The 15,135-nt window shown below is 59.0% G+C and carries 13 protein-coding genes; 8 read left to right on the top strand and 5 right to left on the bottom strand.

Annotation, left to right across the window (positions count from 1 at the left end):
• Positions 1-158: 158 nt before the first annotated feature.
• On the top strand, positions 159-1,940 hold the full coding sequence (locus tag RYH80_RS19760; RefSeq protein WP_370905841.1) for an L-aspartate oxidase: 1,782 nt from the start codon (positions 159-161) through the stop codon (positions 1,938-1,940).
• A gap of 74 nt (positions 1,941-2,014) precedes the next feature.
• Positions 2,015-3,367 (top strand): cytochrome P450, encoded by a 1,353-nt coding sequence (locus tag RYH80_RS19765; RefSeq protein ID WP_370905842.1) that lies wholly within the window; start codon positions 2,015-2,017, stop codon positions 3,365-3,367.
• Positions 3,368-3,512: 145 nt separating this feature from the next.
• Here RYH80_RS19765 and RYH80_RS20190 read toward each other — a convergent pair whose 3' ends face one another.
• Both RYH80_RS20190 and RYH80_RS19770 read right to left on the bottom strand, forming a co-directional pair.
• Complete coding sequence (locus tag RYH80_RS20190) at positions 3,513-3,989, bottom strand: toxin-antitoxin system TumE family protein (RefSeq protein WP_489753341.1); 477 nt, start codon at positions 3,987-3,989, stop codon at positions 3,513-3,515.
• Entirely contained in the window at positions 3,934-4,500 is a 567-nt protein-coding gene (locus tag RYH80_RS19770; RefSeq protein WP_370905843.1) for a DUF7342 family protein, read from the bottom strand. Before RYH80_RS19770 ends, RYH80_RS20190 begins: the two co-directional genes overlap by 56 nt.
• Before the next feature lie 498 nt (positions 4,501-4,998).
• Here RYH80_RS19770 and RYH80_RS19775 point away from each other — a divergent pair, with 498 nt between their 5' ends.
• The 6 genes from RYH80_RS19775 (at position 4,999) to RYH80_RS19800 (ending at position 12,394) form a co-directional block, all read left to right on the top strand.
• Complete coding sequence (locus tag RYH80_RS19775; RefSeq protein ID WP_370905844.1) at positions 4,999-7,302, top strand: methyl-accepting chemotaxis protein; 2,304 nt, start codon at positions 4,999-5,001, stop codon at positions 7,300-7,302.
• Between the two features lie 12 nt (positions 7,303-7,314).
• The gene (locus RYH80_RS19780; protein ID WP_370905845.1) at positions 7,315-8,046 is read left to right on the top strand and encodes a bacteriorhodopsin; all 732 of its coding nucleotides are present in this window, start codon (positions 7,315-7,317) and stop codon (positions 8,044-8,046) included.
• 110 nt (positions 8,047-8,156) lie between these two features.
• Positions 8,157-8,525, top strand: a complete 369-nt coding sequence (locus RYH80_RS19785) for a hypothetical protein (protein ID WP_370905846.1) — start codon at positions 8,157-8,159, stop codon at positions 8,523-8,525.
• A complete protein-coding gene (locus RYH80_RS19790) occupies positions 8,522-9,091 on the top strand; it encodes a hypothetical protein (protein WP_370905847.1) in 570 nt (189 codons plus the stop codon). The genes RYH80_RS19785 and RYH80_RS19790 overlap by 4 nt, the downstream gene beginning before the upstream one ends.
• A 709-nt stretch (positions 9,092-9,800) precedes the next feature.
• Positions 9,801-10,607 (top strand): transcriptional regulator TbsP domain-containing protein, encoded by an 807-nt coding sequence (locus RYH80_RS19795; RefSeq protein WP_370905848.1) that lies wholly within the window; start codon positions 9,801-9,803, stop codon positions 10,605-10,607.
• A gap of 926 nt (positions 10,608-11,533) precedes the next feature.
• On the top strand, positions 11,534-12,394 hold the full coding sequence (locus RYH80_RS19800; RefSeq protein WP_370905849.1) for a hypothetical protein: 861 nt from the start codon (positions 11,534-11,536) through the stop codon (positions 12,392-12,394).
• A gap of 11 nt (positions 12,395-12,405) precedes the next feature.
• Here the strand turns inward: RYH80_RS19800 and RYH80_RS19805 are convergent, their stop codons facing one another.
• From RYH80_RS19805 to RYH80_RS19815, 3 genes are all read right to left on the bottom strand, one after another.
• Complete coding sequence (locus RYH80_RS19805) at positions 12,406-12,858, bottom strand: ArsR/SmtB family transcription factor (protein ID WP_370905850.1); 453 nt, start codon at positions 12,856-12,858, stop codon at positions 12,406-12,408.
• A gap of 170 nt (positions 12,859-13,028) precedes the next feature.
• A complete protein-coding gene (locus RYH80_RS19810; protein ID WP_370905851.1) occupies positions 13,029-13,874 on the bottom strand; it encodes an ABC transporter ATP-binding protein in 846 nt (281 codons plus the stop codon).
• A gap of 2 nt (positions 13,875-13,876) precedes the next feature.
• Positions 13,877-14,734, bottom strand: coding sequence for an ABC transporter permease (locus tag RYH80_RS19815; protein ID WP_370905852.1), 858 nt, complete (start codon positions 14,732-14,734; stop codon positions 13,877-13,879).
• Positions 14,735-15,135: the final 401 nt, after the last annotated feature.

The raw sequence follows: 15,135 nt of genomic DNA on the forward strand, positions 1-15,135 counted from the left end.
GCTCCAGCGACAAAACGCACGTGCCGACAGTGGATTGCTGCGTTGGTAGTCGGTGCCGACCCGGGTGAGTTGAACAGCTTGCTCGCTGGTCGGGGTCGCGTGTGCGTGCACGCGCACGCGCGACCCCAATATATCCCGCTTGGACACCAACAATACGTGTGAGCACATCAGACGACACAGCAGATGCGAGTGACTACGAGACAGAGTCAGTTGGTGTCCTCGTGATCGGGGCTGGCGCGGCAGGCGCTCGAGCAGCGATTGAACTCGCGGAGCGTGGTGTCACGGATCAACTTGTGCTCGGGAAACGCGGCCACGGCGACGCCCACACGACATGGGCTCGCGGTGGTATCAACGGCGCACTCGGGACACACGACCCAGACGACGACTGGGCGATCCATGCTGCGGATACGCTTCAGGAAGGCCACTTCGTTAACGATCCCGGGAAAGTGGAGACGGTCACGCGAGCGATGCCCGAGCATCTCCGTGAACTAGATGACTGGGGCATGGACTTCTCGCGAACAGACGACGGCGAGATTGATCAGCGGTACTTCGGTGCGCAATCATTCCGTCGAACCGCTTTCGCCGGTGACCATACTGGTGAGTCGTTACTCGACACACTCGTTGCCAGAGCACAGTCACTGTCGGTGCCATATCGTGAGAACCTGATGGTAACGAAGCTCGTCGCTGACGGCGATGAGGTGTATGGCGCCGTCGCGGTTGATCTCGACACCGGACAGCCGACGCTAATTGAAGCCTCACAGGTGGTGCTCGCGGCCGGTGGCTATGCCGCAATCTACGACCGTCATACATCGCGTGACGACGAGAACAACGGCGATGGTCCGGCGCTGGCACTCGATGCCGGCGCGTCGCTGATGGACACGGAGTTCGTCCAGTTCCACCCGACTGGGATGGCTGTCGACGAATCAGACCCTGAGTGGGAGCCGTGGCGTGGCCGACTCGTCACGGAGGCCGTTCGCGGTGAGGGCGGTCGACTGTACAACGCCGAGGGTGAGCGGTTCATGGAGCGGTACTCGCCGGATCAGATGGAGTTGGACGCTCGCGATGTCGTTGCACGTGCCATTGCACAGGAGGTTCGAGAGGGACGTGGCACGGAGAACGGTGGCGTCTACCTGGATATCTCACACCGCGAGCGGTCGTTTGTCCGTGAACGACTGCCGCGGATGTACGAGCGATTCCAGGAGCTGGGTGTCGACCTCTCAGAGGAGCCCGTCGAGGTAGCGCCGACAGCCCACTACGGGATGGGTGGGGTTGCCGTCGACGACCACGGTGAGACGGATGTTGATGGCCTGTTCGCGATCGGTGAGACGATGGCAGGCGTCCATGGCGCCAACCGTCTGGGCGGTAACAGTCTCGCGGAGACGCTCGCGTTCGGTGCCGTCGCAGGCGAGCAAATCGCTGCTCGTGATCCTGAACCGGGGACCGTGCCGTCGACACTGCGTGACTCGCTCGTTGAGCCACACATCACCGGGCTCTCGACGCTGGCCAACAGTAGTGGCGACTACACGCCACGTGAGGTGCTCTCAGACCTCCAGACACTGATGTGGGAGCACGCGGGACTCCTCCGAGATGGCGACCAGCTCCGTGCAGGACTGGAGCAACTCGAGGCTGTCCGCAATGCCGCCGATGACATGGCTGTCGGCCCGCTGGGGAGTCGGTCGTTCGAGTTCGCGATCGATGTTGGGTTCTCACTGACGGTTGCGGAGACAGTGCTACGTGGAGCGCTCGACCGTGAGGAGTCCCGTGGGGCACATTACCGAACGGACTTCCCTGAGCGTGACCCGGAATGGCGTCAGAATATCCACTACCACGCCGCGGATGTCGGCGTGACTACGACAACAGAGGCCGTCGGTGAGCCGAGTGAAGCGGTCCAAGCGGCACTCGACGAGGGCCACGAGCTCGACTACCACCAGTTGGAGTAACGGCCACACTCGCGTGAGCGACTGTGCTTGGTCGTAACCACACGTACTTCTGACTGGCACGCGAGAGGTCGACCGTGTCACAGCCGCCGCGAGCGCCAGGCTACTGGCCAGTGGTCGGACACACCATCCCGTTTCTTCGATCTCCGCTGTCGACGCTGGATCGGTGGGGCACCACTGACGATCCGATTGTATCTGCATCGGTCGCCGGGCGACGGGTGGTGATCATCACAGACCCGCGTGTCGCCCGGCAGGTCCTCGTCGACGCGCCGAACGACTATCGGAAAGCGGCGTTGCTCCGTGATCGGCTCGGCACGCTCCAGGGCGGGAGTCTCGTCCTGCTGGAAGGTGACGCGTGGCGTGAGCGGCGTGAGATGCTCACCTCGGCGTTCACGACCGACCGAGTCGCGGCCGTCGACGACATCACTGCGGCACACACAGACCGAGTACTTACTGACTGGCCGTCCGACGGGACAGTCGACCTCCAAGCAACGGCGCGTGACCTAACACTCGCCGTGCTCGCACGGGCGTTGTTCGGGCTGGATCTCACGGGCGGAGACACGCCGATCCATGCTGCCGCTGCGGACATTCTCGCTCGCCTCCGACTCGATTCTCCGTCGACGTACCTCCCGGAGTGGGTACCGACGCCGACCAACCGCCGGTTCCAGCGTGCCGTTGCGACCCTACACGATCGGCTTGACGCGATCGTCGACCAGCAGCGCGCAGATAGCGCTGACAGTGGCGACGACGGCGGCCTTCTGGGGACACTCGTCGCTGCGGGCGTCCCAACGAAAACGATTCGTGACGAGTTGATCGCGTTCCTCTTTGCTGGATTCGACTCGACCGCGACTGCTCTCTCGTGTACTCTCGGGCTGCTCGCGGCGAACCCTGATCAGCAGGCATCGCTGGTGCAGGCACTTCTCCAGACTGTCGACGACGAGTCGGTCGCGGACGCCTCGTTGTCTGCGTGTGGACGGCTGGATGCAGTCCTCCGCGAGAGTCTTCGGCTCTACCCACCGCAGTATGTCCTGTTTCGAGAGCCGGTGACCGACGTATCGCTCGGCGGGTATCGAGTGTCAACTGGTACGCCGACCGTAGTTGCGCCGTGGGTGTATCACCACGATGCGGAGTTCTGGGACGACCCCGAGACGTTCCGCCCGGAGCGGTGGCTGGACGCTCGTGACGACGCTGAGAGCGGCGCAGAGAGGAGGCTTACTGACTCCGATCGTCCGGCTGTCGCGTACGCGCCGTACGGTGCCGGTCCACGGAGTTGCCTCGGCCGTCGGATGGCCAATCGCGTGCTTCGGACAGCGGTCGCCTTGATCTGCAGTCGCTATCGGCTCACACCGAGTGACGACCTCGTTGTTTCCGGCGGGCCAACGCTCGCGTTGTATGGCGGGCTGTCTGCTGGTGTGTCTCGGCGGGAGTGACTGGTGGTTAGTCAGAATGAAGTAGACGATAACACAGTTTAGTGGCTCATATCGCTAGGGAAGCGACTAATACTCCACTATCGGTTGCGGTGCCGAAGGATCCAACAATTTGCCCGAGCTATGCTTAGCTACGGTGGCTCTCTGGTCACTGCCAGAACGATCGAATCCGCTTTGTGAGTCGCGATAGTACAGTCGAGAGTACGTCTCGCCAATCATCGGCAAACTCCGCATTCTCGCCGGGCGTTTTCGCATCTGGTGGTGGGTGGATATGGCCTCTCGTATTGTGGTCGTTCGGATGACGATCCCAACGCACCTCCCAATGATTGTCGTCTTGATATTGCTCGGAATAGTGAATGCTGAAGTCGTTTGTCTCATACCACCGGAGACGGAGGTACGCACGGGTAACGGCTCTGGGGAAGTACCCAGTATCGAAGTCAGTCAGAACTGAGTTTGGAGCGTACGTTGGACGAACTTCGATGTTCTCAAACCGAACGTTCCCACGAAGGCTGCGGGCAATTTGATCAAGTACGTCAACATCGATTCTGCCAGTCCCGGATACGTCCTTCTCAGGCATCGACCTGGCTTGTTGGCTGGCTGGATGTCGTGTCCCGTCGTGCCGCATCAAGGAGTTTCGCTCGCTGTTCGAGGGTGTACCACTGTGAAAGGGCCTCCCACCTACTGGCGACGGCTTCACCACTGTCGCTATCGGCGAGCGACACCTCGTCTGGTGAGTCAGCATCGAACTGTTCCCGGTACGTGGCGACTTGCTCGACTGTCTCTTGCAGTCGCTCGATTATCTCAGACTGAGTGTACTCCTGCCGGATTGACTCAACTCGCCGCCACTGGAGAAATGATTCGTTGCGTTCGTATCGTACCGGCCGCCCGGCGTGTTCACGAACAATACCCATCTCAGTGAACCACTCAAGATAGTCACGAGCCGTCTCAGTGTCGCAGTCAGCACGGTCAGCAATAGCGGCTACCTTTGTCGGCTCACGGACTTGGAGGACCACATCCAGTAGCCGTTCTCTGGTCGAGCCCCCTTTCAGCACCTCTTCAGGGTCATCCCATTCGCTGAAATCAGGGGGGTCTTCATCGGACGCGGGGATGTTGTCCGGTGTGTCGGTGATGTCCATACTCCCAGTAACAAGCTGCTCTGTGAAGAATCTCTTGGATCCTGAATAATTTCGGTAAGTGGTCCGAGAGGCACGGCTCGGTCGCTGGAAGTGGAAGTGGAAGTCGACTAGGTTATTTCGATATTGTATATTAGTTTGGAAATTGTGTAAACGCGAGTAGTGGACAGTGCATACTTGATCAACCTTGCGTGTACTCTGTGAACACGTCAGTTGTTCGTCTTGGGTGTCGACTACCAGCACCGCATCACGACAGTTGCCGTCGTGTCGACAGCCACACCAACGACAAAAATCCTGTTGTGAGTATTCGAGATTTTGACCTGTGATCCTGGTACCACAGACGCCTGTGTGTTGTAGTTCACAAGCACACTACCTTTATGACATTCGAATCGCCGTACTGCCCGGTAACGGTGGTGTGAGGGTTTCACAATGGTGTTTCTACTCCGTCAGACCTATCCGTGAGACTGACGTAATATTGTACAGAGTATGGTTGTTCGCTCCGTGATTCAGACACTCAGACAAAGCTATGCGCTAAAGCTCGGGCTTGCCTTCGCACTCGTGATCGGCGTGGTGAGTGGATACGCCATTATCTCGACTGCTGAAACGACTGATGCTGTCCGCGAGTCTGCAACCGACACACTGCAGACGGACGCGGGCCAGACCGGAGAAGCCCTTGAGATCTGGTTCAACAACGTTGAGGCACAAACTCGGAGTGTTGCTGCCTCAACGGCCGCGTCTTCTGGGGAGGTGGATCGAGTACAACGCCGACTTGGCGAGTTGCAGGCTGGCGGACTTGATGACGGCGTTGTCGCTGTTCAGTACGTCCAACTGGCTGATACACCCACTTCTGTCGCCGCTATCGGCGCTGGCGACCGCGTCGGGGAGGCTGGGCCCGCGATCCGAGACACTGCCGCTGCGACGTCGGCTGGTGATGTTGGCCACTCAGAACTCGTGAATGTTCCCTTCGCAGAGCGGGACGTACTCGCCCTCGTTGCGCCGGTTCAAGGAGCAAACGCTGCGGTCGTGACGTACGTGGCACCATCGGCGTTCATTAGTGAGCTCACCGGGAGTGCAACCGACGGGAACATCGTGCTGGTTGACTCCTCACGGGAGATCGTTGGTGCGTCGATGACTGACCGTGTTGGCTCGACGCACGGGAAAATGGGCGGTACGATCCCGGCCGTCGCGGCCGGTGAGCAATCTGGTGGCGTGATGACGATGGAGATGGGCCATAGTGGCGAGCGCGAGGAGATGTTCATGGCGTTCGCTGGGGTGTCGGGTGTCGAGTACACCGTGATGGTCCACGAGCCGCGAGCGGCCGCACTCGGGGTCGCACAGAACGTTCAAGCGACGATTCTCGGCGGCATCTTGCTTGGCCTGACAGGCCTCGCGATTGTCGGCGGCACTGTGGGTTCCTCTACGGTCATCCGACTCCGCCAGTTGCGCGCACAGGCTGAAGAGATGGCTGGCGGAAACCTGGACGTGGATCTCTCCACCCGTCGGACAGACGAGTTTGGCGACCTGTACGCGTCGCTGGATACGATGCGGACTAGCCTCCAAGATCGAATCAGCGAGGTGGAGACGGCTCGTGCAGAGGCTGAAGAGGCACAACAGGAGGCCGAGGAATTGACGACAGACCTCCAACAGACAGCTGCCGAATACGCAATCGTTCTTGACGATGTCAGTGAAGGCAACCTGACTCGTCGACTCGAGACGGAGGGCCGTCGGAAGGTGATGCAGGATGTCGGGACGGAGGTGAATGAGGTCCTCACCGAATTCGAAGAGTCTATCCAAGCGCTCGAAGAGTTCGCAGCGAACGTCTCGGAGAGTGCCGATAGCGTTACCACAGAGGCTGCAGAGGCGTCTGAGGCCGCCGAGAACGTGTCGACAGCTATCGAGGAAATCTCAGAGGATGTCGACGAGCAAACGGCACAACTCCAAGACCTCGGCGCGGAAATCGAGAGTCTGTCTGCGACGGCCGAAGAGATCGCTGCGTCCAGTAACGACGTGTCGGCAACCTCGTCGGAGGCAGCGTCAGCGGCCGCGGCCGGCGCGGAGTCAGCCGGCGAGGCGATCCAGCAGATCGACCGCGTCGTTGAGGTGATCTCGGAGACAGCCGAGACGATCGAACAGCTTGACGAGGATATGGAGGAAATCGGGGAAGTGGCGGACCTGATCGGGGACATCGCGGACGAGACGAACCTGTTGGCACTCAACGCCTCGATCGAGGCTGCCCGGGCGAACGGTAATGACGGCGCCGGTGACGCTGGACAGGGCTTTGCTGTCGTTGCGGACGAGGTGAAAGACCTCGCTGAAGAGACGAAGCAGTCTGCCGACGACATCGAGGCACAGATCAACGCTGTACAGGCACAGACCGACACGGCAGTCGCAGAGGTCCTTGATGCCCAAGACGAGGTGACGGCGGCGTCTGCGACCGTTGAGGACACGCTCTCGGAACTCGAGACAATCGCCGATCGCATCGAGCAGACTGATCAAAGCGTGACGGAAATCAGCAGCGCGACTGAGGATCAGGCACAGTCGACACAGACAGCATCTGCAACCGTCGATGAGGTACGAACGCTCGGAGAGGCGACTGCCGAAGAAGCCGAGAGTGTCACGTCCGCGACTGTCCAACAGTCCGAAGCTGTTGCGTCCGTCACGGATCGTGCGCGACAGCTTCGCGATGAAGCGGAGACGCTTCAAGAGTCGCTCGCCCAGTTCTCCGTGAGCGGCGCGGACACTGTGCGGGCGAGCGATGCACACGCCCTCACAGACCAACAGGTTGCGACAACAGACGACGACTAGAGGTACTCAGATATGAGCATCCTTGGACTCACGCTAACGCGACCGCTGGTGTACGGACTCGGAACGGTACTGATGACGCTCGGACTGGTGACAACACTCGTCGGATGGCGGTTCGGCCGCGGCGATAACGCGCCGTTCGACGCCCGTGGTTACGGAATGCTTGCGGGACTCGTCGGTGTCGCCGCTGTTGCATACCTCGTGATGACACTTGGTATCGGTGACTTCGTTCAGAACGGCACCTATGTCGAGTCAATCCGGTATCTTGACTGGGCGCTGTCGACACCGTTGATCATCGGCTTCATCGCGTATGCTGGCGGGGCGTCCCAGCGGGAGGTCGCCGGCGCGATCATTGCGGATCTGCTGATGATCCTGATCGGCTTTGGAGCGCTTCTGGTGACGGGTATCCTCGTGTGGGTCGGCTTTGTGTTGTCGACGGCCGCGTACCTCGGGCTCGTATACTACCTCTTCGGGCCACTGACGGACTCTGCAAAGGCCCGGACGCGCGAGCAGTACGCGCTGTTCGCGAAGCTGCGGAATCTGATCGGTGTGTTGTGGTTCGTGTATCCGATCGTCTGGGCGGTCAGTCCAGCTGCGCTCGGTCTGACCGACATCGTGACCACGGCGGTGATCATCACCTACCTCGATGTGACCGCCAAGGTCGGGATGATTGCGATCGTCGTAAACACGGCTGGCGTGGTTGACCGGCTTGTTGGAGCGGTGGCTGACGATCCGGCCGCACAGTAGCGAAGGCTCTGACTCTTGCGGGGATTTCAGACAAGAAAATAACGTTGATGTGCAAGGTCTGTGCAGACGGCGGAACGATTATGAGTCTATGTGTAGACTGTGCACATAGGATGAGTGCAAGTGATGACCCTCGACGGGTTCATTTTCAGTCGCCAGAGTATCTTGTTGACCGACTGGATGCGATTGCGGAACTCTTCGACACGGACCGAACGGATCTCCTCGTCGAGGCGATCCGCGAGTACATCGAGGATACCACCGATAGCGAGACCTTCCAAGAGCTTGTCGCAACAAAGTACTACAACGATCAGCTTCCATTCGAGACGGTCAAGCAACTCGTCGGCGCTGAGACTGCTCAGCGACTCCGTCTTCTCAAAGCCGATCTTGAAGATGAGCCGCTTGATCTCGCTGCTCCTGACGATGTCAACGTTTACGACGGTGACGCAACGGCGGTTGAGACAACGCCTGACGACGAGCAATGAGCGGCCGGCGACTGCGAACGGCCGTCGCCGACACTAGTGCGCTCGTCAGTCTCGCTGTACCTCGTGCGGATGCAACTGTCGGTACCGATGCTCCTGACCCGTTTCAGTATCTGCTCACGTCGTGTGACGTGCTCGTGCCGTCGGAAGTCGCTTCAGAGCTTCGTGACATCACGCAGTATCAAGATATCCATGGGGCTGCCGCAAGCAACGTCCTCACAGCCCGCAGCTACTACACGGTCACAGACCCGTACGAGTGTGAGGATACACCAGACTCGCGGCCGACGTTCGGGCTCGACGACGGCGAAACCGACGGGATCGTCCTCGCGAACGCGCTCAATGTCGATGGGTTTCTCACTGACGAGTTCGGTGGGACGAACTTCCCACTCATCCACGCCGTGCTGCAAGGGCCACGGATCATCCCAACACCACGGCTCATGGTCGACTACGCTCGAAACGGACACCTAACCCACGAAGAGGCTCAGACGCTGATCACGACGATTAGTCAATATCGGAGCTGGGAGAATAGTCCGTATGTCACACAATTGCTTCGCCATCTCGACGAGTAACTGATCTCCGAGTGGCGACGCCGAACACACAGCGCCAGCGACGATATCCGAACGCTCTCGGCCGCTCTGCATCCTGTGGCCGCACGAGACTACGTCTCCCTAGCCCTCGTTCGCTGCGCTCACAAGAACGCCGCTGCACGCCTTGGCTTGCGGTGTTCGTGGAGTCACTGGATAGCTTCGGCCTTTTTGAGTCTGCTAAGCTATCGATCTGATAGCAGGGCTACAACTGAGAACCGAGCCGGTTCCTAACGTGTGCTTTGCGCTCTAGGTTCACGTAGTGAATCGTACGACGAGTGCGCTCCTACACGCTTGGACCCGCCTACTGAGCGGACCTCCAGTTGTTGCTCCAGAAACCCACCCACCACGACCTCGGCAAGCGGTCGGAAGAACGGCTGAAGCGAACGTACGCACCGGTCCAGAAGGTGACGCACGCTCTGCCACCGTGACTCGAGTGGAACATCTCCAGCCCCGGAAGGCGTCAGTGGCCCCTCCGCCGTCAGTATCACAGGTTGACGATCCACCCGGTCACACCGATGCTCAGAGTCCCAAACTGACAGGGCTAACCAACAGTCCAGACAATGTGACGCACTGTTGGTTAGCCCTATGTGGTCTTTCACACCTCCAATATGACCAGCTGATACTACCGCATACAACATATTTCCAAGCACAACATCAATCATAAGTACCAGAGTTGTTAGCAAGGCTGTATATGTCAACGCATATCGATGCAGAGACTGAGGAAGACCTACTCACGCAACTGTTTACCGAGGTAGATGAGGACGCGATCCTTGTCGATCCATCAGCGTCGCTGCTCGCTGCACTTGGGAACGTCGAAACGGACGTGCTCCCGACCACGCTGGACGTACTGGCACGGGAGAGCGTGTTGAAGACTGTCCGCGACGACTTCCTGATCGCGTCGGACTTGGCTGATCACGTCTCGACAGATCGCCTCACTCTGCGGGTGTTCACTGGCACACCCGAGACGACGCTGCTCGCGACACCAGAGACACTGCACGCAATCATCGTTGGCGAGGGGCTTGACCCAGTAGCGCTCCCCGAGGATGATACAAGCGTGACTGCTGACGTGTGTGCGACCTCCCGTGAGCAGTTCAGCGAGGCGGAGTCGTTCAATCTCCGGACACCAGGGCGAACGCGTGCCCTTGACCGCCTTGGCGCTGATGTCGGGACCGCTGTCCGTGAGGACTTCGAGGCCATTCTCGACACACTCGAGGAGGTAACCGACGAGACGATCGACGAGGTGACACTCGCGTTGTTGGTGACTGCCCGCAACGAGGCCCAACTCTATACGATCAGTCGTTGGGGCGAGGATGTCGGACTTGCCTCGCGAGCCACGTTCTCACGGATGAAGACCGAACTTGAGAACGCTGTCCTGATCACTACCGAGAAGGTGCCGACTGACGTAGGCCGCCCGCGACTGCGACTGCTTCTCGCTGACGACGAGCTCGCCGCAGCGGACGTAGACGCGTTCGCGACGGTTGCACAAGAAAAGCTGTAGGCGACTCAGACGCGATCAGTCGGTCTCGACCTCGACACCGAGACGCTCGAAGTCGTTACCATTCTGGGTGAGGACGGACTCATTGAGGACGGCCGCCGTCGCGGCGATGATCACGGTGCCGTCGCCGATAGGTGGCCCGTCGTTCTGTCACTCGCCAGTTACCCGAGATTCAGCTGACCGGCTCCGGTGAACTTCCGTCGGTGACACCTGCATAGTCGAACGCCAGACGAAGTTCCGCGTCGCGTGCCCGGCCATACGACTCGAAATCGGATCCGGTGAGCGTCCATTCCAGCTACAGCACACGCCCGTCAGGGTCGGGCACCCACCTATACATCGCTCCCGAGAGGGTCTCTGTGAGACCGGTGTTCGGCAATTCCTGTTCGACCATCTCGCCGAACGACCGCGGTGCCTGTCTTGGCGGCGTTCCGACGATGTCTGCTTATACTGACGGCGGACGTAGTGGATCTGACAGCCACCCTCTGGCTGACATCGCACGACTCGTGTACTATTTGGTGAAATCGTACGATGCAATTCGTGATTTCCGAACGTACGTCAGCCGTGGTCGAAAGGCGCTTGAACGACTCCTTGGAATGCTGTACAGTGCGTGATCTCTGGCATAGGGCACTTCACCCGCAATGGGTCTGTTCACGATGAGAGCTGACGAGCAATTATCAATGAGCTGATATGGCCTGCACGTTTTCCCCCCCGAATCACGAGTACGTGACCGGTCAGTTCCTAACATACTGTAGTTATTAAATTTTAATTTACTAAATAGTTGAAAGCTTCTGCTGGAATCCCAGCTAGGATGTTAGAATTACAACGTCTACACCGGTTGTTCTGTCGGCTTAACCACGCCTGAATGCGTACATCTAGTCTCGTGCTGGTGGTTGGGCCAAGTTGAAGTACTTACTGTCGAAACGATGGGTATGGAGCCGATCAGGCGCCGAGAAGACACTCACAATTGTGGTTGTGTTCGGTGCCGATCGGTCGATGCGCAGTTGATCCGCCAGTCAGTCGGCGGCGACCTGTTAGTGGGTGCCGTTTTAACGAAACGACATCCGTCGGTTGTCGTCGCGGCTCTCGGATTGCTAATCGTGACTGGACTGCTTGATCCATTATGGACTCGCATCGGTCAACCGGTGCCGGTCGTAGATGTGCCTGCGAAGGCAATCTTCTTCTTTGGCGTACTATCGGTCGGGATTCGAGCGTACGCCGTGACATTGTTTACCGCGTCAGTGAGCGATCAGACGGTTTCGACTCGGGAGTCGATCCAGTATTGTGTCAGTCGCCTCCCAGCACTGTGTGCAACGCTTGTTGGCATCATTGCTGCTTCGTTTGCCGCCATCGGCGTAGCGTCTGTCGGTGCTACGGTTCTATTCGCACTTGCTCTCGGCGTCAGGGCGCTGACTGGACTCACACTGGTAGACGACAGTGTGTTCACCGGTGCATCTGCGACGCTCATGTTCGGGTCTGTGATGGCCCTTGCGGCGTTCAAGTTCTGGTTGGCTCCCGAGATCTGTGTTGGCGGCGGCTATGGCCCGGTGGCGGCACTTCGATTGAGTTGGTCGCTCACCCCGACTCACCGGCTCCGGCTGTTGATCGTCGTTGTCGGCTTTGCCGCTACAGTGTTTGGTGGAGACTTACTCGCGAACGCACTGGCTACGATCGGATCTAAAAACGTGCTTGTCGTGCCGAGCGTGATCGGGGCCATCATGCAAGTGTTATTATATATCGTCTGGTTCGCTGTTGGGACACAGATTTACCTCCGGAGTGTCGTCGATCACTGACCGACACGATCTCACTCGTCGGCACCCAGCAGACGGCTCAGGAGTTGTGCAATCGCCAACGGAATCGCAACCGGGCCGACGGCACTGACGAATTCTTTAAACGCGGCAGTAAGTCCGGGCCAGTCTCGTGAGGGCCCCAGAAAGACCAACAGCGGTTGATCCGGCGGTCCGTAAACGTCCACTTCTCGGCCTCGCTTGGAGTAGTGTGTGTCCAGCACCGTTATTAACCCCGTTTCTTCGAGGTTATCCAGATGGTACATCGCATTTTGAACCGACATATCCAGTTCCTCCGCGACATCTTGTGCCGACAACGGTTCCTCGTTCACCGCGCGAAACACCGCTTGGCTCGTCTCCGAGGAGAGTTGTCGAAGTACTTCCTCGGTGTACTCGTCATCTAAACAAAGCAGTCGTGGGTCTTCGTCACGGTCAATCGTGAGTTCCGGTCGTTCTCCGAGTAGCCCCATAGCCACCCCAAGGAACGGAACACAAATATCTGGTTGTTTTGGTTCAAACCCTTTCGAACCTACGCCGCCGGCGAGTTTGAGCGGGCGATGCTGGACGTACGCGCAAGCGATGGTGAATTCGCACCTGAATAGCCAGGGAAATAAGAAGTTAAGACATCAGAATAATAAGATCAGTCTATAACATGTGCGTAGTAATTGAACATGTCTGTATACGTTGGGTCAACGGTAGTCACGTTCTGTTCGGCGTCGGTCCCCATCTTGTCGAGGAACCCGCGCCGTTGTGACCCGTCGGCGAAGATCCGATCCTCGGGAATGAGTGTGTCAATGGGGGTGTCGCCGGTGGATTGGACGACCGGCGGGACAGCCTCACGCAGCGACTCCGGTGAGCCTTCGGTGACGACACTTCCCTGGGTAACAAAAGCGATCCTATCCGCGAGTTCCGCGTCCTGGGGCGCGTGGCTCGCAAGAATAATCGTCCGCCCGTCGGCCCGCAGTCCGGCGAGCACATCTCGAACCGTCGCCATCACTGAGAGGTCAAGCTCTGCGGTCGGCTCGTCAAGCAGGTATAATGGTACGTCGGGGGCCAGCGCGATTGTCAACTCAAGTTTGCGAACCATCCCGCCGGAGTACTCGGCGACAGGCCGATCTAACTCCGCCGCGATGTCGAACCGTTCGACGAGTTCCTGCCACCGATCTGTCCACTGGGGATGTAGGTCGCTGTAGAACGCGATATTCTCACGTCCTGTGAGGTTTGGATCGGCAGTTCGTCCTTGCGGTAGAACGCTCGTTTGGAGTCGGACCGGCCGCTCTGACGGGGCGTACTGGTCGAACACCTGGACATGGCCGCCGTCTGGAGACGAATCACCGGACAAACACGAAAGGAGTACAGACTTGCCAGCGCCATTGGGACCGAGCAACGCGACAATCTCATCGCGACCGACATTGAGATCAATCCCGTCAAGGACCGGTCTCCCCTCAAACGTCTTCCGCACCCCGGTCGCTTCGAGAAGAACCATAGTCAGTCACCCCCGTACGCCACGGATCTGACGACGCCGAACGCGGCACCGGCGAGCAACACCATCTCACCGATGAGTATACCGCCGTGCTGAACCAGACTCGGAGCCTTCGGAGGCGTTAGGAAATCTGTCCCTTCGCCACTGGCTTCGACCCACCCGACGACCTGCAATCGTGTCGCCAACGAGTTCGGCAGCCAGTTAACGTACTGCCCATCACCGACGATCATCCACGGGACCATCCCATTTTGTCCGGTCAAATAAAACGCGATCAACGCAGCCACAATCGACAGGACGGTCATGTACTCAGGTTTTGGCAACGCGGCCCCGATTAAGATCGCTAATGATGTGGCGATCAGACAAAACGACAACAACGTCAACGAGACCAGTCCCAAGACCGCGGGAGAAGCCCATCCGTTGAACGTCCCACCGGCGGCGGCTGCGGCAGCCAACGTCACGAGATACGACGTTGATCCGACAACTGTGCCGGCAGCAAACCGTCCGGCAAGGTCTGCGGACGGGGCGTGTGGCAACGCACGGAACTTCGCGTATCTATCGCGTTGGAGGTCGCGAGCGAATGCGCCGGCGAAAACCGCGAGCGTTGCGGTCAAGGCCCCGAACAACCCGAAGCCGACACCAAGCGCGGTGACAGCAGCTGCTGCGGGGTCATCAAGAAACAACCACAGCGTTGAGACGAACCACGCGACTGGATACCCGATGAGTAACGCGACGGCAATCTTGTTTCTGATCGTTACTCGCAGGTGACGTCTGGCGAACGCACCAGCCTGTCCAAGCCACCGTCTCCTTCCAGCACGGGTCCCGACGAGTCCGGTGTCGGAACCAGTGAGTGATTGATCTGCCATCGCTTTATCGAACGGGAGGGTGTTGCAAGGCGCCTTGGATAGGGTAAAACGAGTTTTTAGCGTTCCCCAGGGCAGTCATGGTACGTTCCGTCTATGTCTACGCAGGTGGTTCGGGACAGATGCGTTGACCGGATCCTCCGGAATTCAAGCGCTTACCTCGTGTGACTTTTCGCGCATGAATACGACTGGGTGGCGGGCCACACGAGCTCGTACTCCGGGCTCTGGGTGGCGCCGCACTCATCCAGGTGAACGTTACTCCATCGCGATCGGGTTCGGGTTGATACGGTTCCGATAGTATCTTGGATTGTGGTTCGACACGCTCGGAGTTGAACGGGCCTGGTAATAAAGAGGCTAACTGGGACGCAAAAACTGGCTTACTCATAGCCCCCGCACGGTCACAT

Source organism: Halobaculum sp. MBLA0147 (assembly GCF_041361345.1).
Classification (GTDB): Archaea; Halobacteriota; Halobacteria; order Halobacteriales; family Haloferacaceae; genus JAHENP01.